Raw genomic sequence first — 23,962 nt, forward strand, 5'->3', positions numbered from 1 at the left:
AGGAGAAACACCCATGTTCTCAAGCCTGTTCAAGCGGCCCGCGCCGCAGAAGCAACCGTTGTTCGCACCAGGTACGTTGCAGTTGAGCGAAAAGGTGCATTGGCTGGCCCGCAAAGGCCTGATCGACCCCTTGGCTCTTGTCCAGCGCCATGTGCGCGGTGACTGGGGCGAGACCGATGAGGCCACCCGTCAAGCCAACGATGTCGCAATCCGTGGGGACGATCCGATGATCTCCCACTTCAGGATCACGCCCGAACTGGTGTTGATCGTCAAAACCAGCGAGGACCACCAGACCACGGTGATCCAGCTTCCCGAAGAACGGGACATGATCTGACAGCACCATTGTCGTCTTCATCCACCTGCCGGAGCCACTTCACTCCGCCAGGGGTGTCGTGGCTCAATGACTCATCAAGGAGGAGCCCATGGCATCACATCGCATTGAAACCTACTGCCACAGGCTGGCGTTTCCAATCGGTGCGCTCATCTTCAGCAGGGGCATCGATCGCCTGGTCCGAACGGGTCGCCTCGACCCGATCCCGTACTTCAGGCGCCACACCCGTGGCGACTGGGGCGACGTCAACATCCAGCAATGGCAGGCCAACAGCACTGCACTGCAATCCGGTGCATCGCTGGAATCCCGCTACGTGATCCATCCGGGGCTGGCCATCCGCATCGTCACCGATGCGCAGCGCAGCGCCACCGTCATCGTGCTGCCGTCCGAAGACTGAGCACGATTCACCAGCAGGCCGCCACGGCCGGCAACTTCGACCACCTCGGCCAAGCGCCGATTTCCTTCCCACTGCGGGGCATGCCATTGCCCCGCTGGGGGTGGTGCATGCCCCATTTTTCATTGGAGCATCACCATGTCCCTCGATCTCGAAACCACTGCCGTTGAAGCCGCGCCCGTACAGGGCGAACTGCTCGATGCGGAATCTTCCCCTCTGACCCTGAGCCTTCAGGATTTCGTCGGCGAGTTCGGCGACGAACTGCTCGACGCCCTCAATAGCGCCAACCCGCCGGTCTATAACGGCCAGCCGCAGGCGCACCGGCAACTCGTCGTCGCCAGCCTCAAGCGCAAGCTGTTCCCGGCCCAGGCCGAAGTCGTCCACGCCGCCGCCGAGCTGCTGATCGACCGTGGCGAACGCGCCGCGATCGTCAATGGCGAAATGGGCTGCGGCAAGACGACCGTCGGCATCGCCACGGCCGCTGTGCTCAACGCCGAAGGCTACCGCCGCACCCTGGTTCTTTCGCCGCCGCACCTTGTTTACAAGTGGCGGCGCGAGATCCAGGAGACGGTGGCAGGCGCCAAGGTGTGGGTGCTCAACGGGCCGGACACGCTCGTCAAGCTCATCAAGCTGCGCGAGCAGTTGAATGTCCAGCCCACGGGCCAGGAGTTCTTTGTCTTGGGCCGGGTCAGGATGCGGATGGGGTTCCACTGGAAGCCCGTCTTCACCCAGCGGCGTACCCGTCACGGCAACGTGGCGGCGTGCCCGGACTGCGGCACGGTCATCACCGACCTCGACGGCGAGCCGGTCAACCCGGTCGCGCTCCAAGCCGAGGAATACCGCAGGAAGTGCAGCCATTGCGCCGCCCCCCTGTGGACACTGATCCGCCCGCGCAGCCTGTCCGGCAGCGACCAGTCCTCGGCCGTGCTGAAAGCCTTGAAGCGCATCCCGACGATCGGGGAAGTCACTGCGCAGAAGCTGATGCAGAAGTTCGGCGACGGGTTCTTGGCGTCGATGCTGGGCGACAACATCCACGAGTTCATCAACTTGATGGATGGCAACGGCGAACTGGTCTTCTCTGACCGCCAGGCGCATCGCATGGAAAGAGCGATGGCGAACATGGAGTTCGGCTTTGGCGAAGGCGGCTACCAGCCGTCCGAGTTCATCAAGCGCTATCTGCCGCAAGGCACGTTCGACTTGTGCATCGCGGACGAGGCGCACGAGTACAAGAACGGTGGCAGTGCCCAGGGTCAGGCTATGGGCGTGCTGGCGGCGAAGGCTCGCAAGACCTTGCTGCTGACAGGCACGCTGATGGGCGGCTACGGGGACGACCTGTTCTACCTGCTGTTCCGAGCCCTGCCTGGGCGGATGATCGAAGACGGCTACCGCCCGACCACGAGCGGCAGCATGACCTCGGCGGCCATGGCGTTCATGAGGGACCACGGGGTCCTCAAGGACATCTACTCCGAAAGCACCGGCACGGCGCACAAGACGGCCAGGGGCACCAAGGTATCGGTGCGCACGGTCAAGGCTCCCGGCTTCGGGCCAAAGGGGGTCTTGCGGTGCATCCTGCCGTTCACGATCTTCCTCAAGCTCAAGGACATCGGCGGCAACGTCCTGCCGCCGTATGACGAGGAGTTCCGCGAAGTCGCAATGGACACGGCGCAAGCCGCGGCCTACCGCGACCTGGCGGGTCGGCTGACCGCAGAGCTGAAACAGGCTCTGGCGCGACGCGATACGACGCTGCTGGGTGTGGTGCTCAACGTGCTGCTGGCCTGGCCGGACTGCTGCTTCCGGTCGGAAACCGTAGTGCATCCGCGCACGCGCAACACCTTGGCGTTCGTCCCGGCTCAGTTCAACGAGTTCGAGGTGACGCCGAAAGAGCGCGAGCTGATCGACATCTGCAAGGAAGAGAAGGCGCAGGGCCGCAAGGTTCTGGCCTACACGGTCTATACCGGCACGCGCGACACCACGTCGCGCTTGAAGGTATTGCTGGAGCAAGAAGGCTTTCGGGTGGCGGTGCTGCGCGCAAGCGTGGACGCCAGCCGCCGCGAGGACTGGATCGCCGAGCAACTGGACCGTGGCATCGACGTGCTCATCACCAACCCCGAGCTGGTCAAGACGGGCTTGGACCTGTTGGACTTCCCGACGATCGTTTTCATGCAGTCGGGCTACAACGTGTACTCGCTCCAGCAGGCGGCACGCCGCTCCTGGCGCATCGGACAGAAACAGCCGGTGCGCGTGATCTACCTGGGCTACGCCGGTTCCTCGCAGATGACCTGCCTGGAGCTGATGGCCAAGAAGATCATGGTCTCGCAGTCCACCTCGGGCGACGTGCCCGAATCGGGCCTCGATGTGCTCAACCAAGACGGTGATTCCGTCGAGGTCGCACTGGCCCGGCAACTTGTCGCCGCCTGATCCCCACGCCAACGCCGGCCTCGCGCCGCCGGCTTTCCATTGTTCCCACCTTGCAGCCACGCCCACGGTCTCCGTGGACGTGGCTGCATCTTCACTGGCCCCTTCGGGGGCCTTTTTCTTTGGAGGGAGGCTGCCGGGAAATCGGGCGCTGCCTGGTTCGCATTGTTTGCTGCCGCTCGTGGCCCGAGCGGCGATGGTGAGGGCTCGATGTTTCAGGACGACGCGCCATGTGCCCCTCTCCACCTTGGTTTCACCATCCCGAACGCCGCCTGCTGGCGGGTTTTCTCGGCCTGCTTTGGTCGGTGCTGGCTGGCGGCTGCGCCACGACGAGCGCGCCGGTCGCGCCCGACACCATCGAGGAAATCTCGGCCGCGCCCGTACCCGAGGCGCCCGATTACATCCCCGTCGTGCGCTACGGCCGCTACACCCTCGTGGAATTGGCACCGACAGCAGCGCAGCGGGACCTGCTGTTGCAGACCATCGATGTCGCCATGCCCGAGGATGCACGCGCCACGGTCGGCGACGGGCTACGGCATGTGCTCAAGCGCAGCGGTTACGGCTTATGCCAGACGGCGCACGCGGTGATCGAGCTGTACGCACTGCCGCTGCCGGCGGCGCACCTGCACCTCGGCCCCATGGCCCTGCGCGATGCGCTGCTCACGCTGGCTGGTCCGGCCTGGGAACTGCACGCGGATGACCGCGCGCGGCAAATCTGCTTCGAGCGGCCCGGCGACAGCATGACCGCCGACAACGCACCCGCGCCGCCCGCCACCGAGGCGGTGCAGACGTTCCCGCTGGCACCCGCGGCATCGGGAGGCCAGCCATGAACAGCCCGCAGCCCACCCATCGTTCAACGGCCACCGTGGTGGTGCAGAGCCTGATGTGGCTCTGGCTGATCGGCCTCAGTGTTCTGATGGCCCTGGGCTACCAGGCCATGAACGACCAGGCCGACCAGGATCGCCTCGATTCCCGCCTGCAACGCCTCGAAGCGCAGGCAACGGGCCTGGCCGAGATCGTCGAGGCCATCCAGCAGCGTCCGGCCGTCGCCACGGCGGCAGACCTCAAAGACACCCGCCAAATCCTGGAAGCACGCGCGGCCCAGGTCGAGAAATCGCTGAGCGCCTATGCCGCTGCCGACGACCTTCAGGTACTGCGCGCCGAAGTCGAGCAGGTCAAGGCGCGCCAGACCGCCGCACGCGCCGCAGTACCCGCCCAGCCGCGCGCACCGAGCAAGTCAGCCGCCAAGCCTGAACCCCCGCCGCTCCCGTTCCGCATCGTCGGTGCCGAACTGCGCGCCGGCGAGCGCAGCGTGTCCGTCGCGCCGAGCAGTGGCGACTTCACGCCCGACCAGCTTCAGGTGCTGCTACCCGGCGATGCCGTCGGCCCGTGGCGCTTGCAGGTCGTCGAGGGCAACACCGCGGTGTTCCAGGCCGGCGACCAGACCCGCCGCGTGGCGATTCCCTGACCGGAGCAGATCGCATGAAGCCGTCGATCTTCCTTTCCGCGCTCCTGCTGGCGTCCGCCCAGTGGCCCGTCTGGGCGCAGCAGCCGCCTGCGGCACCCGCCCGCAATGCACAGAGCCAGGAGCGCCCGCTGGTCGCTCGCGTTCTGGATGACCGGGTGGCGAGCGACTGGGGCCTGCAACCGCAGGAGTGGGCGCGCTACCGCGAACTGATGGACGGGCCACTGGGCATCTACTCGCCCAACCTGGACCCGCTGTCGGCCCTGGGCATCGAGGCGCGCACCGATGAAGAACGGCGCCGCTACGCCGAGCTGCAGGTGCAGGTCGAAGCGCGCCGCGTGGAGAAGCTGCTCGCCTACCAGAGGGCTTACGACGAGGCCTGGCAGCGTCTGAACCCCGGCATGCAGCGGGTGAACTTGCCCGACGACAAGCCGATCGCCGGAGCCACGCGCGGCTCCGGCCGCACGGCGGTGTTCGTCAAGGACGGCTGCGAAGCCTGCGGGCAGCTCGTACAGCGCCTGCAATCCTCGGGGACTGAGTTCGACCTGTACATGGTCGGCAGCCGCCAGGACGATGCGCGCATCCGCGACTGGGCCAAACGCGCGAACGTCGATCCGGCGCGCGTGCGCAGCGGCACCATCACGCTCAACCACGACGGCGGCCGCTGGCTGTCGCTGGGCCTGCCCGGCGACTTGCCCGCGGTCGTGCGCGAGGTGAACGGCCAATGGCAGCGCCAGCCATAGCCGCACTCCTGCGCGCACTGATGCTCGCCGCTGGCCTGTGCGCCTGCGTCGCCCAGGCCCAGGAGGTTCCGCCACCGGCCTACCAGCTCGCCGCACAGCGCGCAGGCATCCCCTCGACGGTGCTCTACGCCGTGGCCTTGCAGGAGAGCGGCATCCGGCGCAACGGGCGCATCGTACCGTGGCCGTGGTCGCTCAATGTCGCCGGCCAGTCGCGCCGCTATGCAACCCGCGCCGATGCCTGCGCGGGCTTGCAGCAGGTGATGCGCTCCACGCCGCACACGCGCATCGACGCCGGCCTGGGCCAGATCAACCTCGGCTACCACCAGCAGCGCTACGCCAGCGCGTGCGACCTGCTGGACCCGTACCGCAACCTCGCCATCGCTGCCGAGATCCTGCGCGAGCAGCACACCCCCGGCGAGGACTGGTTGCTGGCGATCGGCCGCTACCACCGTCCTGCGGGCGGCGAGCCTGCCGCCCGCTACCGGCGCAGCGTGTCGCGCCACCTCGCCCGGGTGCAGGGCGCACGCCCAACCGCCGCGGTTCTCGCCGCACGCCAGGAGACATCCCCATGACGACATCCCATCTGGCCTTGCGGGGCCTGCTCGTACTGCTGGCGGGCCTGCCGCTGGCCTCGCTTGCCGGCGAGCCGCTGATCGTGGTCGAAGACCGTGGCGGCGCGTCGGCGCTGCCGTACTACGAAGCCCTGAACCTCCAGCCGCGCGCCAACGCGCCGGCCCGGCCGCCGATCCCGACACCCCAGGTTCTCGCCACGCCGGCGGACGAGGCCGCGATGCTACCCGTGCGCAGCGCCAAGCTCACGCCCGGCACCGTCGCGCGGCGGGTCATCGAGGCACCGGGCCTGCGGCCTTTCGTGGTCGTCGGCGACGACGAGGCATCCCGGGCCTGGCTGCGCAGCCAGGCGGCAGCGCTGCGCGAGCGCGGCGCGGTCGGCCTGGTGGTCAACGTCGAGACCGTGCAGGGCCTGGCGCTGCTGCGCGCCCTGGTGCCCGGTGTGCCGCTCGCGCCTGTGTCCGGCGACGACCTGGCCGAGCGTCTGGGCCTGCGGCACTACCCGGCGCTGATCACGGCCACCGGCATCGAGCAATGAAGCCATGTCGGGGAAACAGCCGGTCGAGGTACTGCTACGCCCAGCGGTGGAGCTATACACCGTTGCCGCATGCGCGGGCGCCGCGTTTCTGTCCCTGGTGGCCCCATGGTCGCTCGCGCTGAGCCCGTCCATGGGCGTCGGCAGCGCGCTGGCGTTCGGCGCCTACGGTGCCATCCGCTACCGCGATGCCCGCGTCATCCTGCGCTACCGGCGCAACATCCGCCGCCTGCCTCGATACGTGATGACCAGCAAGGACGTGCCGGTCAGCCAGCAGCGGCTGTTCGTCGGGCGCGGTTTCCTGTGGGAGCAGAAGCACACCCATAGGCTGATGCAGACGTACCGGCCGGAGTTCCGCCGCTACGTCGAGCCGACGCCCGCGTACCGGCTGGCGCGGCGTCTGGAAGAACGGCTGGAGTTCGCGCCGTTCCCGCTGTCCCGGCTGCCAGCGCTCACCGGCTGGGACGTGCCTTTCAACCCGGTGCGGCCGCTGCCGCCTGTGGGCGGTCTGCCGCGCCTGCACGGCATCGAGCCCGAGGAGGTGGATGTCAGCCTGCCGTTGGGCGAGCGCGTCGGGCATTCGCTGGTGCTGGGCACCACGCGCGTCGGCAAGACCCGGCTGGCCGAACTGTTCGTGACCCAGGACATCCGACGCGTGAACGCCGCGGGCGAGCACGAGGTGGTGATCGTCATTGACCCCAAGGGCGATGCCGATCTCCTGAAGCGGATGTACGTCGAGGCAAAGCGCGCGGGCCGCGAAGGCGAGTTCTACGTCTTTCATTTGGGCTGGCCGGACATTTCCGCGCGCTACAACGCCGTGGGGCGCTTCGGCCGCATCAGCGAGGTGGCCACCCGCGTCGCGGGGCAGCTTTCCGGCGAAGGCAACAGCGCGGCGTTCCGCGAGTTCGCCTGGCGCTTCGTCAACATCATCGCCCGGGCCTTGGTGGAGCTGGGACAGCGCCCGGACTACATGCTGATCCAGCGGCACGTCATCAACATCGACGCGCTGTTCATCGAGTACGCCCAGCACTACTTCGCCAAGACGGAGCCCAAGGCCTGGGAGGTGATCGTCCAGATCGAGGCCAAGCTCAACGAGAAGAACATCCCGCGCAACATGATCGGGCGCGAGAAGCGCGTGGTGGCGCTGGAGCAGTACCTCTCGCAGGCGCGCAACTATGACCCGGTGCTGGATGGCCTGCGCTCCGCCGTCCGCTACGACAAGACGTACTTCGACAAGATCGTCGCCAGCCTCCTGCCGCTGCTGGAGAAGCTCACCAGCGGCAAGATTTCGCAGCTCCTGGCTCCCAACTATTCAAACCTCAACGACCCCAGGCCGATCTTCGACTGGATGCAGGTCATCCGTAAGAGGGCCATCGTCTATGTCGGCCTGGATGCACTGTCCGACGCCGAGGTCGCCGCTGCGGTCGGCAACTCGATGTTCAGCGATCTCGTGTCGGTCGCCGGGCACATCTACAAGCACGGGATTGACGATGGCCTGCCGGGCGCATCGGCCGGTGCGCGCGTGCCGATCAATGTCCACGCCGACGAGTTCAACGAGTTGATGGGCGACGAGTTCATCCCGCTCATCAACAAAGGCGGCGGTGCCGGCCTGCAAGTCACCGCGTACACGCAGACCCTCTCGGACATCGAGGCCCGCATCGGCAACCGCGCCAAGGCCGGTCAGGTGATCGGGAATTTCAACAACCTTTTCGTGCTGCGCGTGCGCGAGACCGCGACCGCTGAACTGCTGACCCGGCAACTACCGAAGGTCGAGGTCTATACGACCACCATCGTGAGCGGCGCGACGGACAGCTCGGACATCCGCGGGGCGACGGACTTCACCAGCAACACCCAGGATCGCATCAGCATGTCCAGCGTGCCGATGATCGAGCCGTCGCATGTCGTCGGCCTGCCCAAGGGCCAGTGCTTCGCACTGCTGCAGGGCGGCCAGCTTTGGAAAGTGCGCATGCCGCTGCCGGCGCCGGACCCGGACGAGGTGATGCCGGCAGACTTGCAGCAACTGGCCGGGTACATGCGCCAGAGCTACAGCGAAGCGACGCAGTGGTGGGAGTTCACCAGTTCCCCGGTCTTGCAGGACGCAGCCTTGCCCGACGACCTGCTAGACGATGCCGCTGCGCCCGGGCCAGACGTGGTGACCACCACCACGGGCGACAGCGCCGCCGACGAGGCTTCGCCATGAAAGACGCCGCCTCGACTGCGCAACGGGAGCAGAACCAGCGCCAGGGCCTGATCGTCGGCACCATCACCTTGCCCTTCCGGCTGCTCGGGGTACTGGTCGGCTCGCTGCTGTTCTCGATCGTCGTAGAGTGCGTCGGCATGCACCTGTTCTGGCAGGACCAGGGCTGGCGCCATTCCCAGCAGATGTTGCAGTACGAGCTGGGGCACCTGTCCAGCCACTTCACGCGCAGCGTCGTCGTGCAGGAGCCGGGGCGCACGGCGCACGAGCTGGTGGATACCGGCTACGAATGGGTGTTCGTGCGCTCCGGGCTGCTGGAGCGCATGAGCCAGACCGCCGAACGTGCGCGCACGCCCAGCCACGGACAGACACGCAACTTCCGCTACTACGTCAGCCGGGTCTATGTCTGGACCGAAAGCTACCTGATCGCCGCCGCGTTCACGACGCTTACGTTCCTCGTGCGCCTGCTGGTCCTGGTGCTCACGCTGCCGCTGATCTTCACCGCGGCATTCGTCGGCCTGATCGACGGTCTTGTGCGGCGGGACGTGCGCCGGTTCGGCGCAGGCCGGGAATCCGGCTTCATCTACCACCGCGCGAAGGCGAGCCTGATGCCGCTGGCCGTACTGCCGTGGGTCACGTACCTGGCCTTGCCGATCTCTGTGCATCCACTGCTGATCCTGCTGCCCAGCGCCGCCTTGCTGGGACTGGCCGTGAGCCTGACCGCAGGCAGCTTCAAGAAGTACCTCTAGGTCATCAATCCGGTCATCCGCGGATTCCTATTGTTTGCGGCCTAAAAGCCCCTCGCTGCCCACGATCAAGCCATTGCTGATCACACAGGAATGGCGCGATGTTGGCTCCGATCTGGCAGCGCGCCGCGCATCGCGGCGTGCCCATTTTTCTCGTGACGGCCCTGCTGCTGGGTCAGTCCCCGATGGCGTTGGCCGAGTCCCCCGCACAGCGCCAGGAGCTGGTCGCGGCGCTGCGCCAGCTCGACGCCCTGGAGCGCACCGTCGCCGACAGCGCCGCGCGTGCCCCCATCCAGCCGGGCGAGCGCTACCACTTCGATTACCCGCGGCTGCTGGCTGACCTGGCGCGCGTGCGCGCCGGCATCCAGGCCCATCTCACACCGTCGCGTGCCCGGCCGCGCGACCCCTCCGAACTGGCCGGCGACTACCGCACCGAGCGGCCCGCCTCGCCATCACCGACGGCTACGGAAGCCAAGCAATGAACGGCGCCCAGGTCTCGGCATTTCAAGCCAACAGCGGCATCGCGCCTTCGGCGATGGCGACCGTCCTGGTCGGCGTCGTGTTCGCGGTCCTGCTCGTGTGGGGCGTCTGGGCCATCCGAACGGCCTACGTGGGGTGGTCCGAGAGCCGCCTCAACCAGCGCCAGTTCCTCGGCGTCTGCATCCGCTTCGTCGCGATGTACCTCGTCCTGAGCTTCTTCCTCCTCTCCTGACCTGAAAGGCACGACCATGCAAAACCGCATCCTCCATTCCCGTCTTGCCCAGCGCGCCGCCGTGGCGCTGGGCGCCGCTGCGCTGCCCGCGCTGTCGTTCGCGCAAGGCTTGCCGCAGTTGGAGAACCCGACCCGCGGCACCGGCAACGGCATCATGGAAACGATCAGGAACTACGGCTACGACATCATCATGCTCGTGGCCCTCCTGGTCGTGGCGTCGATGTTTATCGGCGTCTGCTACCACGCCTACGGCACCTACGCCGAAATCCACACCGGCCGCAAGACCTGGGGCCAGTTCGGCCTCACCGTCGCGATCGGTGCCGTGCTGCTGGTGATCGGCATCTGGCTGCTCACCGAAGCCACCGGCATCCTGTAAGGCGAGGCCGGTATGTCCGAGCAGCAGCACGTCCGTGCGGACGGGACGGTCACGTTCCTTCCGCACCGGCTCAACCGCCATCCCGTTGTCGTGCGCGGCCTCACCGCCGACGAACTGTGGATCTGCTGCGGCCTGTCCGGCGCCGCCGGCCTGCTGGTCGGCTCGCCGCTGTCCTGGGTGTTCCGCACGATCGCCATCGCGCCGACGTTCGTCGTCCTGGGCGTGGCCCTGGGCGTCTTCATCGGCGGCGGCATCCTGCGCCGGCTCAAGCGCGGGCGTCCCGATACCTGGCTGTACCGGCAACTGCAATGGCGCATCGCCACGCGCCATCCGCTGATGGCGGGCTGGGTAGGCGGGCACGTGCTGATCTCGCGCTCCGGCTTCTGGTCCACCCGAAGGTCTGTTGCAAGGGGGGCACGATGAGCCGCTTCAAGAACGAGATCACCCACCTGCAGGCGCACATCAAGACGCTTCGCCTGGGGGCTGGCGCGCTGGTGATCGTCGCCCTGGTTATGGGCGGCGGCTGGTGGAGCGCGCCGCGCGACCTGACCATCCACGTCCCGCCCGACCTGCGCTCCGGCAGTACCCGAAAGTGGTGGGAAGTGCCGCCCGAATCGGTCTATGCGTTCACGTTCTACGTGTTCCAGACCCTGAACCGCTGGCCGACGAACGGCGAAGAGGACTACGCGCGCAACCTCCACACGCTCTCGCCGTACCTCACCCCGTCCTGCCAGGCCTTCCTGCGCGCGGACTACGACTACCGCCGCAGCACGGGCGAGCTGCGCCAGCGCGTGCGCGGCATCTACGAAATCCCCGGCCGCGGGTACGGTGACGACCCCACGGCGCGCGTGCGCGTGGTCTCCGACCGCGACTGGGTGGTGACGCTCGACATCACCGCCGACGAGTACTACGGCGCCGAGCAGGTCAAGCGCGCGCTCGTGCGCTACCCGGTGAAAGTCACGCGGGTGGACGTCGATCCCGCCCGCAACCCGTTCGGCCTGGCGCTGGATTGCTACGACGGTGCGCCCCAGCGCATCAGCGCCCCGGAGCCGACGCGCCCGGCGCCGGGCGGCCTGTCTCCGCAAGCGCCCCAAGGAGGAAACACCCCATGAAGCATCCTGTACTCGTGCTGCTGGGGCTGCTGGCCGTGGCCGCGGCACCCGTCTCCCATGCTGTGGAGATTCTGCGCTGGGAACGCATGCCGCTCGCGGTGCCGCTGAAGGTGGGCCAGGAGCGCATCGTGTTCATCGACCGGAACGTCCGCGTGGGCGTGCCCGCAGGCGTGGGCGAACGCCTGCGCGTGCAGAGCGCGGGTGGCGCGGTGTACCTGCGCGCAAGCGAGCCGATCGAGCCCACCCGGCTGCAACTGCAGGACGCCGACACGGGCGCGCTGATCCTGCTCGACATCGCGGCCGAGCCGCCCAAGGACGGCGAAGCCGAGCTGGAGCCGGTGCGCATCGTCGAGGGCAGCAGCACCCCGGCGCGCTATGGTGATCAGCCAGGCGGTGCCGATGAGGCCCCGGCACGCGCCCAGGATCAGGCAGGTACGCGGGCAGCGCGGCGCGAGACGCCGGTTCCGGTCGTCCTGACGCGCTTTGCTGCGCAGAACCTCTACGCGCCGCTGCGCACCGTGGAGCCGCTGCCGGGCGTCATGCGGGTGAACCTGCGCCGTGGCCTCGACCTCAGCACGCTGATGCCGACGCTGCCCGTGCGCGCGGTCGCTCTCGCGTCGTGGCGTCTGGAAGACCAGTGGGTCACCGCCGTGCGTCTGACCAACAGCAGCCGCGGCTGGGTCACGCTCGACCCGCGCGTGCTGCAAGGCGATTTCCTCACCGCCACCTTCCAGCACGAAGCGCTCGGCCCGCGCGGGACGCCCGAGGACACGACCGTCCTGTACCTGGTGACGCGCGGGCACAGCCTCGCGCAATCGCTGCTGCCGGCGATCCACCGCTTCGACCCGGCTGCGCACCTGCCACAGCCGGAAGCGGAAGCCGACGAAGGCAAGGAGGCCCGCCATGCGCAGTAACGGCTTGCTCAAGTGGCTGATGATCCCGGTCGCCTTGCTGGTGCTGTTCGTTGCCATCCGGCTGTTCTCCGGCGGAAGCACGTCGGCACCGCCCGCCGCGGATGCCGGTTCCAAGCTCACGCCCGAGGAAATGAAGGCGTTGGGCATCGAAGGCGATACCCCGCGCGATACCGTGGCAACGCTCGTCGCCCAAGTGAAGCAGTTGCGCACCGAGCTTCAGACCGCGCTGACCGACAACAAGTCGCAGCGCGAGGAAAACCAGCGGCTGCGCCAGCGCGAGAACTCCATCGATCAGCGCATCAATTCGGCCCTCGAATCCGAGCGCTCGAACCTGCGCCGCGACCAGGAACAGGCGGCCAGTGCGCGCCAGCAGACCGAAGGGCTGCTCGCCGACCTGCAGCGGCGTCTGGACAGCATCGGCGGGCGCGGCGGCGGCCATGCCGATCTGCCCGTGGGCCTGGGGCTGCGCGATGGCGACGAGGCCGGCATGGAAGGCGGCATGCGCTGGGTCGAGCCGGACGACGCGAAGAAGACCGAGGGACGCAACGGCAGTCGTGGCGCGGGCAGCGGCATGAGCTTCCCGACGAGCTTCGGCCCGGCGCAAAGCACGCTGGAAACGACAGCGGAAACCGTGGCGAACGCCGGCGCACGTGCGGCAGGCGTCAAGAGCGCCAAGCCGGTCTATACCGTGCCAACCAACTCGACGCTGATGGGGTCGGTCGCGATGACGGCGCTGATCGGTCGTGTGCCGATCGACGGGACGGTGAACGATCCGTACCCCTTCAAGGTACTGGTCGGGCCGGACAACCTGACCGCCAATGGCATCGACATTCCCGACGTGGCCGGCGCTGTGTTCAGCGGAACCGCGTCGGGCGACTGGACGCTTTCGTGCGTGCGCGGTCAGGTGCGCAGCATCACCTTCGTGTTCCACGACGGCACGATCCGCACCATTCCCGAAGACCGCGACGGCAACCAGCAGAACAACCAGCAGCGCGACGGCCTGGGCTGGATCAGCGACCCGTATGGCATCCCTTGCGTCAGCGGCGAGCGGCGCAGCAACGCCCAGCAGTACCTCGGCTCGCAGGCCCTGATCACCGCGGCCGGTGCCGGGGTGGCCTCGCTGATCGACAGCGACAGCGGCCAGATGTCCTACGTGGGCGCCGACGGTTCCATCGGCAGCGTCGGCATCTCGGGCAACGAGGCCGTGGGCCGCATCCTGGCCGGTGGCGTGCGCGACATGGCGGACTGGGTGAACAAGCTGTACGGGCAGGCGTTCGCGGCCGTCTATGTCCAGCCCGGCGCGAAGGTCGCCGTCCACCTCGAAAAGCCGCTCGCCATCGACTTCGATCCCGAAGGCCGCAAGGTCGATCACCGCGCAGGAGAAAGCCATGCTCTCGAACTTGAATAGGGGCCTGGCGCTGGCCCTCGCCGTCGCGGTGCTCGGCGGCTGCGCCACCAGCAAGGAAAAGCTGCTGCCCCACGGCGACAGCACGATGATGGACATCTGGCAGCAGAACGCCGGCGACGGCGGCGGGAGCGCCGGCCAGGCGGCACGCCGGCAGTTGCTCGATGCCCGCCAGAGCCTGCGCCGGCCGCTGACCGAGGCCGACGTGCAGGCCGCGCCCGCCGAGCAGATGCGCTACACGCGCACCGCGCGCAACGAGGTCTATCGCCAGTTCCACCGGCTGCCGAATCCCGATCTCGTCATGTATGTGTATCCGCACCTGGCGGGCTCGGACCCTGTACCTGTGCCGGGCTACACGACGGTCTTCCCCCTGTACCAGCGCGTGCAGTACGCCATGCCGGGCGAGCGCGTGGAGGACTACTGATGCGCTGGAAACTTCCCTGGCCGAAGCTGACCGCATCCAGCACCAGCGACGACGAGCAGCCGGACGGTTGGCAGCGCCACGTCGATGCCTTGCGCCAGGCCGGCATCCCCGAACCTGGTGCAGCGGTACAGGGCCGCAGGCCGGCGACGGTAGCCGACGAGCAGGCGCTGTACGACGTCGCGCCGTCGTTCGCGGAACTGCTGCCTTGGGTGGAGTTCCTGCCGCAGTCGAAGTCCATGCTGCTGGAGGATGGGCAGTCGGTCGCTGCCTTCTACGAGCTGGTGCCGCTGGGCACCGAGGGCCGGGAACCCGGTTGGCTCGCGCATGCCCGCGATGCCTTGGAGAACGCGCTCCAGGACTCGTTCGATGAGCTGGACGAAAACCCCTGGGTGCTCCAGCTCTACGCCCAGGACGAGCCCAGCTTCGACCAGTACATGCAGACCCTGCGCGACTACGTGCAGCCGCGCGCCCGCGATACCGCATTCACCGAGTTCTACCTGCGCTTCTTCGGCCACCACCTGCGCGCGGTCGCCAAGCCGGGCGGCCTGTTCGAGGACACGGTGGTCACGCGGCTGCGCTGGCGCGGCCAGACGCGGCGGGTGCGCATGGTGATCTATCGCCGTGCCACCGGGCAGGCAAGCCGCCGCGGCCAGACGCCCGAGCAGATGCTGAACATCGTCTGCGACCGCCTGTGCGGCGGCTTGGCGAACGCCGGCATCCAGGCACGGCGCATGGTCGCAGCCGACGTCCACGACTGGCTGCTGCGGTGGTTCAATCCGCGCCCCGCGATGCTTGGGCCGAGTGCAGAGGACCGGGAGCGCTTCTACGCGATGGCGCGCTACCCCGACGAGGCCGAGGACGGCGAAATCGAGCTGGCGAGCGGGCGGGATTTCAGCCAGCGGCTGTTCTTCGGCCAGCCACGCTCCGACGTGGAGCATGGCACCTGGTACTTCGATGGCATGCCGCACCGCGTGCTGATCACCGACCGCCTGCGCATGCCGCCCGGCACCGGACACCTGACCGGCGAGACCCGCAAAGGGGATGCCATCAACACGCTGTTCGACCAGATGCCGGAAGACACCTTGCTTTGTCTCACGATGGTCGCCACGCCGCAGGATGTCCTGGAAGCGGATCTCAACCACCTGGCGAAGAAGGCGGTGGGCGAGACACTGGCGTCGGAGCAGACGTTGAAGGACGTGCAGGAAGCCCGCTCCCTCATCGGCAGCGCGCACAAGCTCTACCGGGGGACGTTGGCGTTCTACCTGCGCGGACGCGACGAAGCGGAACTGGACCGGCGCGGCCTGGACCTGGCGAACGTGATGCTCAATGCCGGCTTGCAGCCGGTGCGCGAGGACGACGAGGTGGCACCGCTCAACAGCTACTTGCGCTGGCTGCCGTGCTGCTACAACCCCGGCCAGGATCGGCGCAGGTGGTACACCCAACTGATGTTCGCGCAGCACATCGCGAACGTGTCGCCGGTGTGGGGCCGCGCCCAAGGCACGGGGCACCCCGGCATCACGATGTTCAACCGTGGTGGCGGCCCGATTACGTTTGACCCCTTGAACAGGTTGGACCGGCAGATGAACGCCCATCTCTTCCTGTTCGGTCCCACCGGCTCGGGCAAGTCAGCGACGCTCAACAACCTCTTGAACCAGGTCACGGCGATATACCGCCCGCGGCTGTTCATCGTGGAGGCCGGCAACAGCTTCGGGCTGTTCAGCGATTTCGCACGCAGGCTCGGGCTAACGGTGAACCGGGTCAAGCTGGCCCCAGGCTCCGGCATCAGCCTCGCGCCGTTCGCGGATGCGCGCCGGCTGATCGAAACGCCGAGCGACGTGCAGACCCTCGATGCTGATGCGCTGGACGAGGACCTGCCCCCGGACGCCTCGGCCATGGAGGCGGACGAGCAGCGCGACGTGCTCGGCGAACTGGAGATCACGGCGCGGCTGATGATCACGGGCGGCGAGGACAAGGAAGAAGCCCGGATGACGCGGGCCGACCGCTCGCTGATCCGCCAGTGCATCCTCGACGCCGCCGAGCACTGCGTGGCCGAGAAGCGCACGGTGCTCACGCGCGACGTGCGCAACGCGCTGCGCACCCGCGGCCAGGACCCGACGCTGCCCGAAATGCGGCGCGTGCGGCTGCTGGAGATGGCGGACGCGATGGATATGTTCTGCCAAGGCACGGACGGCGAGATGTTCGACCGCGACGGCACGCCGTGGCCCGAAGCCGACATCACCCTGGTCGATCTGGCGACCTATGCACGGGAGGGCTACAACGCCCAGCTCTCCATCGCCTACATCAGCCTGATCAGCACGGTGAACAACATCGCCGAGCGCGACCAGTACCTGGGCCGCCCGATCATCAACGTCACCGACGAAGGCCACATCATCACGAAGAACCCGCTGCTCGCGCCCTACGTCGTGAAAATTACAAAGATGTGGAGGAAATTGGGGGCCTGGTTCTGGCTCGCGACGCAGAACATCGACGACTTGCCGCGCGCCGCGGAGCCCATGCTCAACATGATCGAGTGGTGGATCTGTCTCAGCATGCCACCCGATGAAGTCGAGAAGATCGCGCGGTTCCGCGAACTCTCGCCCGCGCAGAAGGCGCTGATGCTTTCGGCGCGCAAAGAGGCGGGGAAATTCACCGAAGGCGTCATCCTCTCCAAGAGCATGGAAGTGCTGTTCCGCGCCGTGCCGCCGAGCCTGTACCTCGCCCTCGCGCAGACAGAACCCGAGGAGAAGGCCGAACGCTACCAGCTCATGCAACAGTACGGCTGCACCGAACTGGAAGCGGCTTTCAAGGTGGCCGAGAAGATCGACCAGGCCCGCGGCATCGAGTCGCCGGCCCTGGAACTGTCGTAAACCGGAGAACGCCATGGAACAGAAACGTCCTTCCATTCCGATGCAGGTCCAGGCGTTCCGCCGTCGCCGCTGGCGGCCTCGCTGGCCCTGGGTATTGGCTGCTGCGCTGGTCGCGCTGCTGCTGATCTGGCTGGTGTCCCGGACGCCCGGAGAATCCTCAGCGCCGTCGCCCGCGCCGGCCAGCACGGCGCAGGTCGCTGGGCCACCCTGGCAGATGGGCAACCCGGAAGGCCGCTTCACGCTGACGCTCTATGCCGACCTGGAATGCCCGTTCTGCCGGGAGTACTTCCCGCAGCTCAAGCGGTGGGTCGGCAACAACACCGACGTCGCACTGATATGGCATCACCAGCCGCTGGCCGCGCATGAACCTGCCGCGTCGGCCGAGGCACGTCTGGCCGAGTGCGCCGCCGAAGCGGGCGGGCATGCAGCGTTCTGGCAGGCGGTCGAATGGGTCTATGCCCACACGCGCAGCGACGGCCAGGGCTTGCCCGATGGCTTGCGTTACCCCGAAACAAACTCAGCCATCGAACAGTGCATGGCGAGCGAGCGCCCCGACGCGGCCATCCGCGCCCAGGCCGCGGAAGCCACAAATAGCGGCGTAACCGCCACGCCGTCTCTGCGCCTGCTCGATCGCCAGACGGGCCAGGCCATCCTGCTGCAGGGGCCGATCGAGGGCGATGCCTTGCTGTCGGCCATGGACATGCTGGCGGCTGACGACACCAGCGCCGCGTCCACTACCGAGAAGCCCGCCGACGACGTGCATGTACCCCGGTAGTCCATGGCCCTAGAGGCCGTACCGCTACCACTCCATCAATCACTGCGGAGGCTTCGGCCTCCGCTTTTTCGTCGGCGCGAAACAAGCAGGTATGCGGGCAGTCCGTGATGCGCATTGTTTGTTGGGGCTGCCTCGGGTTCGCGTTTGACTATAGCCCTGATCAACTTCAGGACACGCGACATGCCAGCATCTCTTCCCCGGTTCGCGCCAGGCTGGCGAACCCTCGGCCTGGCTGTTGCACTGCCGGCTGCCCTGGCCGCTTTCAGCCCGGCCACCTTCGCCGCCGACGTGGTGGTCGTCACCGACAGCCGCCACCCGGTCAAGACCATGGGTGGCGAGCGGCTGATCGAGCTGGACGAATCCCACCGCATTGAAGCGGAGCTTTCTGCGGAACTGCCCACCGACCCCGAACAGGCGACGGCCATCGTCAAGCGCCGGCTGAATGGCGGTGGTGCCGATCTACAGCGACGCATCGCTTCCGCATACCAAGGCGTCACCGACGCATGGAGCCTCGGCGTCACCAGCCTCCCGGCCGTGGTGGTGGACAGGCGCTATGTGGTCTATGGCGAGCCGGACGTGGCTCGCGCTGTAGCGCGCATCGAGCAGCACCGGAGGAACCAGCCGTGACCCGACCATTCGACCTGATGCGCCGCCTGCGCGCTGGCGTGGCTTCGTTGCTGCTGCTCAGCACCACGGGCAGCTACGCCCTCAATACAGCAACCATCGTCGGCTCGGTGGCATCGCCCGATTGCCTCGAATACCGCGTCGTCGGCATCTGCTACTGGCTCTATTGCACATGGACGGGCTGCACCGTGCGCACATCCACCAAAGTGCGCCACTACGTTCCCGACGCGGTGGTTTCCAGCTACAGCAACACCGGCGAGAACCCCTGGGTCGAGGTGCAGTCGATGAGCCCGCCCAACGCATCCGCTGAAGCCGGCGGCGATGGGACCACCAACGAGGACCACGAGAACAATCTCGCCAAGTTCAAGAACGCCGACGTGATCGGCCACCCCGGTACTCTGGTCTTCAGCGAGTTCGCCTCATCGTCCGGCTACATCTGCGAAGGCGCGGGCACGGCATTCATGCCATATCTGCTCAGCACCTTGGATACGCTGGCCTGGCGCTACAACGTGCCCGAGATGGCCTACCCGGAAGCGCTGATTCCGGGCCGGCGCGAGGTTGGCGCACGCACCACGATGAACCTTTGGGGCAACGTGTACCCCCGCGGCGGCTTCCTGCACCAGACCGACGACTTTAAGGCCGGCGCAGTGGTGGCCCAGCGTGCGGGCGATGTGGTCACTCGCCGGGGGCAGATCCACGTCTATCAGCCGTTGCTTGCCAACTCCCGCGACGGCTACTGGCCGGCCGGCGCGCTGATGGAGGGCGATGCCTCCACCGGCAAGTGGCAAGAACTCACACCCGTCCTGTCCTCGTCCTGCACGGTCTTCCCGCGCAGCGGCTTTCTGACCCAGGCGCAGCAAGGCGACTACGCATGGGCGCTGTGGCGGCCGTATGCCTGCTGCGAACGCCGGGGCCAGGTGTTCCTGGGCAGCGTCGATTTCCTCTGAGGTGGTGCCATGAAGTTCCGTCCTGCACTCAATCCGTTCTCCCGCCGGGCACGTCGCACGGAGATCGTCCTGGCGCTGGCCGGCGCACTCGCGCTGGGCAGCGGCGTGGCCTGGGGTCAACTGGGCTACCAGACCAGCGGCAGTGTCATCGGCGATGACGTCATGTACTCGATCGGTGGCGGCAACGCCGTGTCGATGGGCCGTGCGGCCGGCATGCGCTCTCTCGGTGTCGGCGTGGGTTGGAACAGCAACTTGATCTGCGGCGACATGAGCATCCAGACCACGTTGAAGAACCAACTTAACGGCATCACCAACGGCTTCCAGCAAATCATGTCGTCGGTGATCCAGAGTGCCACCAGTGCGGTGGCATCGTTGCCCGCGCTGATCATCCAGCGGGCCGATCCCGGTCTGTACAACCTGCTCACCAATGGCGTGCTGCAGGCGCGGCTGGATTTCGACCGCAGCAAGCTGACGTGCCGTGCCATGGCCGAGAAGATGGCCGAAACGGCGGGCGGCCAGCTCGGCTGGAGCCAGATGGCCGAAGGGCTGGCGCTGCGCGATGCCGTGTCGAGCACGGATGCGGTCTCGGCCATCGAGCAAGCCGAGACGCGACGCGGCAATGACGGCGTGCCGTGGGTCGGGGGCAGCAACGCGGGCGGCTCCGGCCAGCCCGCGATCAAGGTCGTCGGCGATGTCACCCGCGCCGGCTACAACCTGGTCAACGGCCGCGGCGTGACCGACACCTCGTCCATCGCGCCGGCCAGTTGCGGCAGCCTCTCGTGCCAGACCTGGGCCTCGCCGCAGGCCGCCGTCGAGTGGGCTACGCGCGTGCTCGGCGAGAAGGAGCAGCGCACGTGCGATGCCTGCACCAAGACCGAGACGACGCCAGGCGTCGGGCTCACGCCGCTGATCCAGGAAGAGTACGACGCCAAGCTGCAGGCGCTCCAGGACCTGGTGACCAAGGCCAAGAACACGACGCCCGAGAACCTGCGCGAGGCCGGCAGTGCGTCGCTGCCCATCACGCGCGGCGTGATCGAGGCGCTGCGCGACGAGCCCGACCAGCACCTGCTGTCGCAGCGCCTGGCGTCCGAGGTCGCGCTGGCGTCCGTGCTGGAGAAAGCGCTGCTGCTGCAGCGCACGCTGCTCACGGGCAAGAAGGAGCCCAACGTCGCGGCCAACGAGCTTGCCGTTGAGGCGGTGAACCACGAGAGCGACACGCTCGACCGTGAGATTCGCAACCTCAAGACCGAACTGGAGCTGCGGCGCGAGCTGGCGAACAACTCGCCCATGGCGATCATCCAGCGCCACGGCGCGCGCGCGGCCGGCTCGCGCGGCATCTACGAGGGCGATCCTGTGCCGGACCGTCTCGACCAGCTCCAGAAGGGCAATCCGGGGAGTCGGCCATGAGCCCGGCGCGCATGGCCTGGCGGCCGCTGCGCTGGTTGTTCAGCCGGCGCGCGGCGAAGACGCTGCTGTGGCTGGTGCTGATCGTTGCCGCCGCCGTGGGGGCGAACGTCGCGGGCATCTACCTGGTCGGCAGCGTTGCAGGCTGGGAACGGTGGCTGGCGGCCTCCGCAGGGTATTTCTTCATCTGGCGGCTGTGCGTGTACGCGGCAACGGCCTATGGATGGTTCTGGATGCGCCGCCGGGTGCTGGCCCGCGAAGACCAAAGCGGGACAGATGGGCAGGCGCGGCGCCGGCTGATCCGCACCGAGGTCGCCGGCGTTGTCGCCATCGTCGCGCTGGAAGCCAGCCTGTTGATGCAGGCCGCTTGAGGGGAGATCGGGGCCATGACGCTTTTTACGACGGACTACCTGGAGTACTACCTCACCCTCGTGTCCTGGATCGTCAACAACGGCATCTGGGCCGTGCTGGTGTCCAGCGGGGTGTTCGCGCTGCCTTTCGTCGCCATCGTCGTGCAGGAGTGGCTGAAGGCCCGTGCGGAAGGCGCCGACGAAGGCAACAAGGGGGTGCTCTCGGCTGCGCGCATCGAGAACCGGGTCTTCGTCGCCATCGTGGTGGTGATGTTCGCCGGCATTCCGTTCATCGACGTGGACCTCAGCACCATCCAGTACGACAGTTCGCGCTCGGCACAATGCCAAGTCAGCGTGCCGCAGCCCACGGAAACCGGGTGGTCGCAGTCCTTCAGCACCGTCAACAACCAGTCGGCGAAGGTGCCGGTCTGGTGGGCCTTCATGCACGCGCTCTCGCGCGCCGTCACGAGCGCCTCGGTAGCGGCGATCCCGTGCGGTACGGATCTGCGGCAGATGAGGATGGAGATCGACGCGACGCGCATTGACGACCCGGTACTGGCCCAGGAGGTCGCGGACTTCTCGCGGGATTGCTATGGGCCTGCGCGGGCCAAATTGTTCATGCAGCGCCCGGATCTCGATGAGCAGCAGATGCACGATGTAACCTGGATCGGTTCGCGCTTTTTCACGGACACGGGTGGCTACTACGACAGCTACCGCTCCAGCACGGCGCGCGAGGCATGGCCCTACGACGACACCCGCGATGCTGGCCTCGCGCAGGTTGCCAATGGTGGCGGCTACCCGACTTGCAGGCAGTGGTGGTCAGACGGCAGCAACGGCCTGCGGGCACGCCTGCTGGGTCAGGTGGACCCGAGCCTGCTGAATCGCCTAGCGGGCTGGGCCGGGTTCCTCAGCCGGGCCGAGGTGGACGATTCGGTGATCCGCGCCATCGCGTCACCCCGGCAGCAGAAGCTGAACCAGGGCAGCGTCTATACGGACTACGGCGGCCAGATCGACAAGACCCTGCCGAACATCGTGACGCGCGCCACGGGCGACGTCGGGATGGCAGTCGGCGCGATTGCCGCGTTTCCTGCCATGGATGTCGTGCGCCAATCCCTGCCCATGATCCTCGCCTTACTGAAGATGGCGCTGGTCATCTGCATCCCGCTCGTGCTGGTTGTGGGCACCTACGACCTGAAGACGGTCGTCACCGTCAGCGTCGTGCAGTTCGCGCTGTTCTTCACGGACTTCTGGTTCCAGCTCGCACGCTGGATCGACTCGACGATTCTGGACGCGCTTTATGGCTGGGGCTTCGGCTGGAACCGGCCGCACAGCAACTTCGACCCGCTGGTGGGGCTGAACAACGCCTTCGGCGACATGCTGCTGATGTTCGTCACCGGCACGATGTTCCTGGTTCTGCCGGGATTCTGGCTGGCGAGCCTTACCTGGGTTGGGATTCGGGCCGGGCACGTCATCCAGGGGCTTTCCGATGGCAGTAAGAGCGCCGGCCAAGCTGGCGGCAAGGGTGCCGGGGCGCTCACCGGAGGAAAGCTGAAATAGCACGAGGCCGGTCAGTCGTCGGTGTACAACTCGTGCGACGTGTCGTTGTACAGGTTGGGATCGTAGCCCGGCGTCTTGCGCAGCTCGGTGAGGTCGGTGAAAGGCCACTCGTCTTCATCCGAAGTATTGGCAGCAGCGGCCCATCCCGCCGCCGCAACGCCCAGCAGCACGAGTGCGAACCAAAACGCAACGTAGAGCAGCACCCCCAGTACAGCCAGCTTGACTACCCACACGAGCGCGGTAGCGCCAGCTCGCGGCATGCCCTTGGACACCAACCAGTTCGACGCCCGCCGTTCGCCGCGCGCATAGGCACGCCATCCGCGGCCGAAGGCGCGGCCGAGGCGTTCTGCGGTGCTGGTGCGGGTCGTCGTGCTCATGGTCGTCTCCTGCTGCTGAGGAATGCCTATTCCAGTTTGCTCCAATTCATTCGGTTTGAGGCTTCAATGCGCTTTCTTGCCGCTTCAGGACGCTTCGTCCTCCGGCTCTACCGGGCCCGGATCGGGTTCCACGCCGATGCGGTAAGTGGCAACGAACCGCGGCCAGTCCACATGGTCAACCAGGTCGATGTCCTCGACAACGCTGATCTTGGCTCCCGCACGCTCGAACAGGGCGATGCTCTTGGCGGGATAGTTGTTGCGCGACGGGTAGAGCACCCCGTCGAACAGCGGCTCACTGTCGTCTCCGAGCATCGCATGCACCTGTGCGGACACCTGCTGCGTGTGCGTGTAGTCGCGGCTGGCCAACTGCTCCAGGTTCAGGCCGAAGTGGCCCGCCATGACGCCCGGCGCCGTGAGGTCGGCCAGCAGCACGTCGTCCAGCACGCCTACTGCGCGCACCATCCGGGCCTGGACTTCCTTCAGGGCAATGGAGCGCTTCGTGTCTTCAAGCCACTGGTGCTTGTGAAAGACCGACTCCATCAGCGCCGTGGGCAGGTCGCGCCCCAGGTAGAGCACGCCGTAGGTTCCCGCCGGGTCATCGTATCGATTCGTGCTGCTGCGGCCATAGTACAGCGGGCTGCCCCGATAGACGACGCGGCTCACATGCTGGAGCAGTTCACCGGCATCGATCAGGAACGAAGGCAGCTCGTGGCTCATGGCGG

The 23,962-nt window shown here is 67.2% G+C and carries 27 protein-coding genes; 25 read left to right on the forward strand and 2 right to left on the reverse strand.

Features of this window, described 5'->3' with window-relative positions:
• Positions 1–13 precede the first annotated feature (13 nt).
• The 25 genes from B7Y64_RS07060 (at position 14) to B7Y64_RS07180 (ending at position 22,863) form a co-directional block, all read left to right on the forward strand.
• Positions 14–334, forward strand: a complete 321-nt coding sequence (locus tag B7Y64_RS07060; RefSeq protein ID WP_033448821.1) for a hypothetical protein — start codon at positions 14–16, stop codon at positions 332–334.
• Between the two features lie 88 nt (positions 335–422).
• Complete coding sequence (locus B7Y64_RS07065; protein WP_033448819.1) at positions 423–728, forward strand: hypothetical protein; 306 nt, start codon at positions 423–425, stop codon at positions 726–728.
• Between the two features lie 135 nt (positions 729–863).
• The gene (locus B7Y64_RS07070; protein WP_033448816.1) at positions 864–3,143 is read left to right on the forward strand and encodes a helicase-related protein; all 2,280 of its coding nucleotides are present in this window, start codon (positions 864–866) and stop codon (positions 3,141–3,143) included.
• 227 nt (positions 3,144–3,370) lie between these two features.
• Entirely contained in the window at positions 3,371–3,970 is a 600-nt protein-coding gene (locus B7Y64_RS07075; protein WP_033448814.1) for a PilL N-terminal domain-containing protein, read from the forward strand.
• On the forward strand, positions 3,967–4,608 hold the full coding sequence (locus B7Y64_RS07080) for a hypothetical protein (RefSeq protein ID WP_033448812.1): 642 nt from the start codon (positions 3,967–3,969) through the stop codon (positions 4,606–4,608). Before B7Y64_RS07075 ends, B7Y64_RS07080 begins: the two co-directional genes overlap by 4 nt.
• Before the next feature lie 14 nt (positions 4,609–4,622).
• The gene (locus tag B7Y64_RS07085; RefSeq protein WP_033448810.1) at positions 4,623–5,348 is read left to right on the forward strand and encodes a TIGR03759 family integrating conjugative element protein; all 726 of its coding nucleotides are present in this window, start codon (positions 4,623–4,625) and stop codon (positions 5,346–5,348) included.
• Positions 5,330–5,920, forward strand: a complete 591-nt coding sequence (locus B7Y64_RS07090; RefSeq protein ID WP_033448807.1) for a transglycosylase SLT domain-containing protein — start codon at positions 5,330–5,332, stop codon at positions 5,918–5,920. The genes B7Y64_RS07085 and B7Y64_RS07090 overlap by 19 nt, the downstream gene beginning before the upstream one ends.
• Positions 5,917–6,456: an integrating conjugative element protein gene (locus tag B7Y64_RS07095; protein WP_033448804.1), complete on the forward strand. Its 540-nt coding sequence runs from the start codon at positions 5,917–5,919 to the stop codon at positions 6,454–6,456. The genes B7Y64_RS07090 and B7Y64_RS07095 overlap by 4 nt, the downstream gene beginning before the upstream one ends.
• 4 nt (positions 6,457–6,460) lie before the next feature.
• Positions 6,461–8,653, forward strand: a complete 2,193-nt coding sequence (gene traD / locus B7Y64_RS07100) for a type IV conjugative transfer system coupling protein TraD (protein ID WP_033448801.1) — start codon at positions 6,461–6,463, stop codon at positions 8,651–8,653.
• Positions 8,650–9,399: a TIGR03747 family integrating conjugative element membrane protein gene (locus B7Y64_RS07105; RefSeq protein ID WP_033448798.1), complete on the forward strand. Its 750-nt coding sequence runs from the start codon at positions 8,650–8,652 to the stop codon at positions 9,397–9,399. The genes traD and B7Y64_RS07105 overlap by 4 nt, the downstream gene beginning before the upstream one ends.
• Positions 9,400–9,497: 98 nt before the next feature.
• The gene (locus B7Y64_RS07110; protein ID WP_033448795.1) at positions 9,498–9,878 is read left to right on the forward strand and encodes an RAQPRD family integrative conjugative element protein; all 381 of its coding nucleotides are present in this window, start codon (positions 9,498–9,500) and stop codon (positions 9,876–9,878) included.
• A complete protein-coding gene (locus tag B7Y64_RS07115) occupies positions 9,875–10,108 on the forward strand; it encodes a TIGR03758 family integrating conjugative element protein (protein WP_003050225.1) in 234 nt (77 codons plus the stop codon). Before B7Y64_RS07110 ends, B7Y64_RS07115 begins: the two co-directional genes overlap by 4 nt.
• 16 nt (positions 10,109–10,124) lie before the next feature.
• The gene (locus B7Y64_RS07120; RefSeq protein WP_023095489.1) at positions 10,125–10,484 is read left to right on the forward strand and encodes a TIGR03745 family integrating conjugative element membrane protein; all 360 of its coding nucleotides are present in this window, start codon (positions 10,125–10,127) and stop codon (positions 10,482–10,484) included.
• 12 nt (positions 10,485–10,496) lie between these two features.
• A complete protein-coding gene (locus tag B7Y64_RS07125; RefSeq protein ID WP_033448788.1) occupies positions 10,497–10,907 on the forward strand; it encodes a TIGR03750 family conjugal transfer protein in 411 nt (136 codons plus the stop codon).
• The gene (locus B7Y64_RS07130) at positions 10,904–11,596 is read left to right on the forward strand and encodes a PFL_4703 family integrating conjugative element protein (protein WP_033448786.1); all 693 of its coding nucleotides are present in this window, start codon (positions 10,904–10,906) and stop codon (positions 11,594–11,596) included. Before B7Y64_RS07125 ends, B7Y64_RS07130 begins: the two co-directional genes overlap by 4 nt.
• Positions 11,593–12,510, forward strand: a complete 918-nt coding sequence (locus B7Y64_RS07135; RefSeq protein WP_033448784.1) for a TIGR03749 family integrating conjugative element protein — start codon at positions 11,593–11,595, stop codon at positions 12,508–12,510. Before B7Y64_RS07130 ends, B7Y64_RS07135 begins: the two co-directional genes overlap by 4 nt.
• Complete coding sequence (locus tag B7Y64_RS07140) at positions 12,500–13,918, forward strand: TIGR03752 family integrating conjugative element protein (protein WP_033448782.1); 1,419 nt, start codon at positions 12,500–12,502, stop codon at positions 13,916–13,918. The genes B7Y64_RS07135 and B7Y64_RS07140 overlap by 11 nt, the downstream gene beginning before the upstream one ends.
• Positions 13,899–14,339: a TIGR03751 family conjugal transfer lipoprotein gene (locus tag B7Y64_RS07145; RefSeq protein WP_033448780.1), complete on the forward strand. Its 441-nt coding sequence runs from the start codon at positions 13,899–13,901 to the stop codon at positions 14,337–14,339. The genes B7Y64_RS07140 and B7Y64_RS07145 overlap by 20 nt, the downstream gene beginning before the upstream one ends.
• The gene (locus tag B7Y64_RS07150) at positions 14,339–17,206 is read left to right on the forward strand and encodes a conjugative transfer ATPase (RefSeq protein ID WP_033448777.1); all 2,868 of its coding nucleotides are present in this window, start codon (positions 14,339–14,341) and stop codon (positions 17,204–17,206) included. The genes B7Y64_RS07145 and B7Y64_RS07150 overlap by 1 nt, the downstream gene beginning before the upstream one ends.
• A gap of 13 nt (positions 17,207–17,219) precedes the next feature.
• Positions 17,220–17,981 (forward strand): DsbA family protein, encoded by a 762-nt coding sequence (locus tag B7Y64_RS07155; RefSeq protein WP_033448774.1) that lies wholly within the window; start codon positions 17,220–17,222, stop codon positions 17,979–17,981.
• A 180-nt stretch (positions 17,982–18,161) separates the two neighbouring features.
• Positions 18,162–18,608, forward strand: coding sequence for a TIGR03757 family integrating conjugative element protein (locus B7Y64_RS07160; RefSeq protein WP_033449051.1), 447 nt, complete (start codon positions 18,162–18,164; stop codon positions 18,606–18,608).
• Positions 18,605–19,552, forward strand: coding sequence for a TIGR03756 family integrating conjugative element protein (locus tag B7Y64_RS07165; protein WP_033448773.1), 948 nt, complete (start codon positions 18,605–18,607; stop codon positions 19,550–19,552). The genes B7Y64_RS07160 and B7Y64_RS07165 overlap by 4 nt, the downstream gene beginning before the upstream one ends.
• Before the next feature lie 9 nt (positions 19,553–19,561).
• Positions 19,562–20,959 carry an integrating conjugative element protein gene (locus tag B7Y64_RS07170; protein ID WP_033448770.1) on the forward strand — a complete coding sequence of 466 codons (1,398 nt, stop codon included), beginning with the start codon at positions 19,562–19,564 and terminating at the stop codon, positions 20,957–20,959.
• The gene (locus tag B7Y64_RS07175; RefSeq protein ID WP_033448768.1) at positions 20,956–21,327 is read left to right on the forward strand and encodes a hypothetical protein; all 372 of its coding nucleotides are present in this window, start codon (positions 20,956–20,958) and stop codon (positions 21,325–21,327) included. Before B7Y64_RS07170 ends, B7Y64_RS07175 begins: the two co-directional genes overlap by 4 nt.
• A gap of 15 nt (positions 21,328–21,342) precedes the next feature.
• Positions 21,343–22,863, forward strand: coding sequence for a conjugal transfer protein TraG N-terminal domain-containing protein (locus tag B7Y64_RS07180; protein WP_033448765.1), 1,521 nt, complete (start codon positions 21,343–21,345; stop codon positions 22,861–22,863).
• Between the two features lie 11 nt (positions 22,864–22,874).
• Here B7Y64_RS07180 and B7Y64_RS07185 read toward each other — a convergent pair whose 3' ends face one another.
• Together B7Y64_RS07185 and B7Y64_RS07190 are read right to left on the reverse strand one after the other, a co-directional pair.
• Positions 22,875–23,240: a DUF3742 family protein gene (locus B7Y64_RS07185; RefSeq protein ID WP_033448763.1), complete on the reverse strand. Its 366-nt coding sequence runs from the start codon at positions 23,238–23,240 to the stop codon at positions 22,875–22,877.
• 84 nt (positions 23,241–23,324) lie between these two features.
• Positions 23,325–23,957, reverse strand: a complete 633-nt coding sequence (locus tag B7Y64_RS07190) for an RES family NAD+ phosphorylase (protein WP_033448761.1) — start codon at positions 23,955–23,957, stop codon at positions 23,325–23,327.
• Positions 23,958–23,962: the final 5 nt, after the last annotated feature.

It is taken from the genome of Acidovorax sp. 35-64-16, assembly GCF_002281195.1.
Classification (GTDB): Bacteria; Pseudomonadota; Gammaproteobacteria; order Burkholderiales; family Burkholderiaceae_C; genus Acidovorax; species Acidovorax defluvii.

What these genes read in the sequence shown, in the direction of transcription:
- B7Y64_RS07110 (WP_033448795.1), top strand. Translation starts at nt 9,498, where the DNA reads ATGTTGGCTCCGATCTGGCAGCGCGCCGCGCATCGCGGCGTGCCCATT.
- traD (WP_033448801.1), top strand. Translation starts at nt 6,461, where the DNA reads ATGTCGGGGAAACAGCCGGTCGAGGTACTGCTACGCCCAGCGGTGGAG.
- B7Y64_RS07095 (WP_033448804.1), top strand. Translation starts at nt 5,917, where the DNA reads ATGACGACATCCCATCTGGCCTTGCGGGGCCTGCTCGTACTGCTGGCG.
- B7Y64_RS07120 (WP_023095489.1), top strand. Translation starts at nt 10,125, where the DNA reads ATGCAAAACCGCATCCTCCATTCCCGTCTTGCCCAGCGCGCCGCCGTG.
- B7Y64_RS07130 (WP_033448786.1), top strand. Translation starts at nt 10,904, where the DNA reads ATGAGCCGCTTCAAGAACGAGATCACCCACCTGCAGGCGCACATCAAG.
- B7Y64_RS07145 (WP_033448780.1), top strand. Translation starts at nt 13,899, where the DNA reads ATGCTCTCGAACTTGAATAGGGGCCTGGCGCTGGCCCTCGCCGTCGCG.
- B7Y64_RS07155 (WP_033448774.1), top strand. Translation starts at nt 17,220, where the DNA reads ATGGAACAGAAACGTCCTTCCATTCCGATGCAGGTCCAGGCGTTCCGC.
- B7Y64_RS07180 (WP_033448765.1), top strand. Translation starts at nt 21,343, where the DNA reads ATGACGCTTTTTACGACGGACTACCTGGAGTACTACCTCACCCTCGTG.
- B7Y64_RS07125 (WP_033448788.1), top strand. Translation starts at nt 10,497, where the DNA reads ATGTCCGAGCAGCAGCACGTCCGTGCGGACGGGACGGTCACGTTCCTT.
- B7Y64_RS07105 (WP_033448798.1), top strand. Translation starts at nt 8,650, where the DNA reads ATGAAAGACGCCGCCTCGACTGCGCAACGGGAGCAGAACCAGCGCCAG.
- B7Y64_RS07070 (WP_033448816.1), top strand. Translation starts at nt 864, where the DNA reads ATGTCCCTCGATCTCGAAACCACTGCCGTTGAAGCCGCGCCCGTACAG.
- B7Y64_RS07115 (WP_003050225.1), top strand. Translation starts at nt 9,875, where the DNA reads ATGAACGGCGCCCAGGTCTCGGCATTTCAAGCCAACAGCGGCATCGCG.
- B7Y64_RS07060 (WP_033448821.1), top strand. Translation starts at nt 14, where the DNA reads ATGTTCTCAAGCCTGTTCAAGCGGCCCGCGCCGCAGAAGCAACCGTTG.
- B7Y64_RS07080 (WP_033448812.1), top strand. Translation starts at nt 3,967, where the DNA reads ATGAACAGCCCGCAGCCCACCCATCGTTCAACGGCCACCGTGGTGGTG.
- B7Y64_RS07190 (WP_033448761.1), bottom strand. Translation starts at nt 23,957, where the DNA reads ATGAGCCACGAGCTGCCTTCGTTCCTGATCGATGCCGGTGAACTGCTC.
- B7Y64_RS07075 (WP_033448814.1), top strand. Translation starts at nt 3,371, where the DNA reads ATGTGCCCCTCTCCACCTTGGTTTCACCATCCCGAACGCCGCCTGCTG.
- B7Y64_RS07170 (WP_033448770.1), top strand. Translation starts at nt 19,562, where the DNA reads ATGAAGTTCCGTCCTGCACTCAATCCGTTCTCCCGCCGGGCACGTCGC.
- B7Y64_RS07160 (WP_033449051.1), top strand. Translation starts at nt 18,162, where the DNA reads ATGCCAGCATCTCTTCCCCGGTTCGCGCCAGGCTGGCGAACCCTCGGC.
- B7Y64_RS07140 (WP_033448782.1), top strand. Translation starts at nt 12,500, where the DNA reads ATGCGCAGTAACGGCTTGCTCAAGTGGCTGATGATCCCGGTCGCCTTG.
- B7Y64_RS07150 (WP_033448777.1), top strand. Translation starts at nt 14,339, where the DNA reads ATGCGCTGGAAACTTCCCTGGCCGAAGCTGACCGCATCCAGCACCAGC.
- B7Y64_RS07065 (WP_033448819.1), top strand. Translation starts at nt 423, where the DNA reads ATGGCATCACATCGCATTGAAACCTACTGCCACAGGCTGGCGTTTCCA.
- B7Y64_RS07175 (WP_033448768.1), top strand. Translation starts at nt 20,956, where the DNA reads ATGAGCCCGGCGCGCATGGCCTGGCGGCCGCTGCGCTGGTTGTTCAGC.
- B7Y64_RS07090 (WP_033448807.1), top strand. Translation starts at nt 5,330, where the DNA reads ATGGCAGCGCCAGCCATAGCCGCACTCCTGCGCGCACTGATGCTCGCC.
- B7Y64_RS07135 (WP_033448784.1), top strand. Translation starts at nt 11,593, where the DNA reads ATGAAGCATCCTGTACTCGTGCTGCTGGGGCTGCTGGCCGTGGCCGCG.
- B7Y64_RS07085 (WP_033448810.1), top strand. Translation starts at nt 4,623, where the DNA reads ATGAAGCCGTCGATCTTCCTTTCCGCGCTCCTGCTGGCGTCCGCCCAG.
- B7Y64_RS07185 (WP_033448763.1), bottom strand. Translation starts at nt 23,240, where the DNA reads ATGAGCACGACGACCCGCACCAGCACCGCAGAACGCCTCGGCCGCGCC.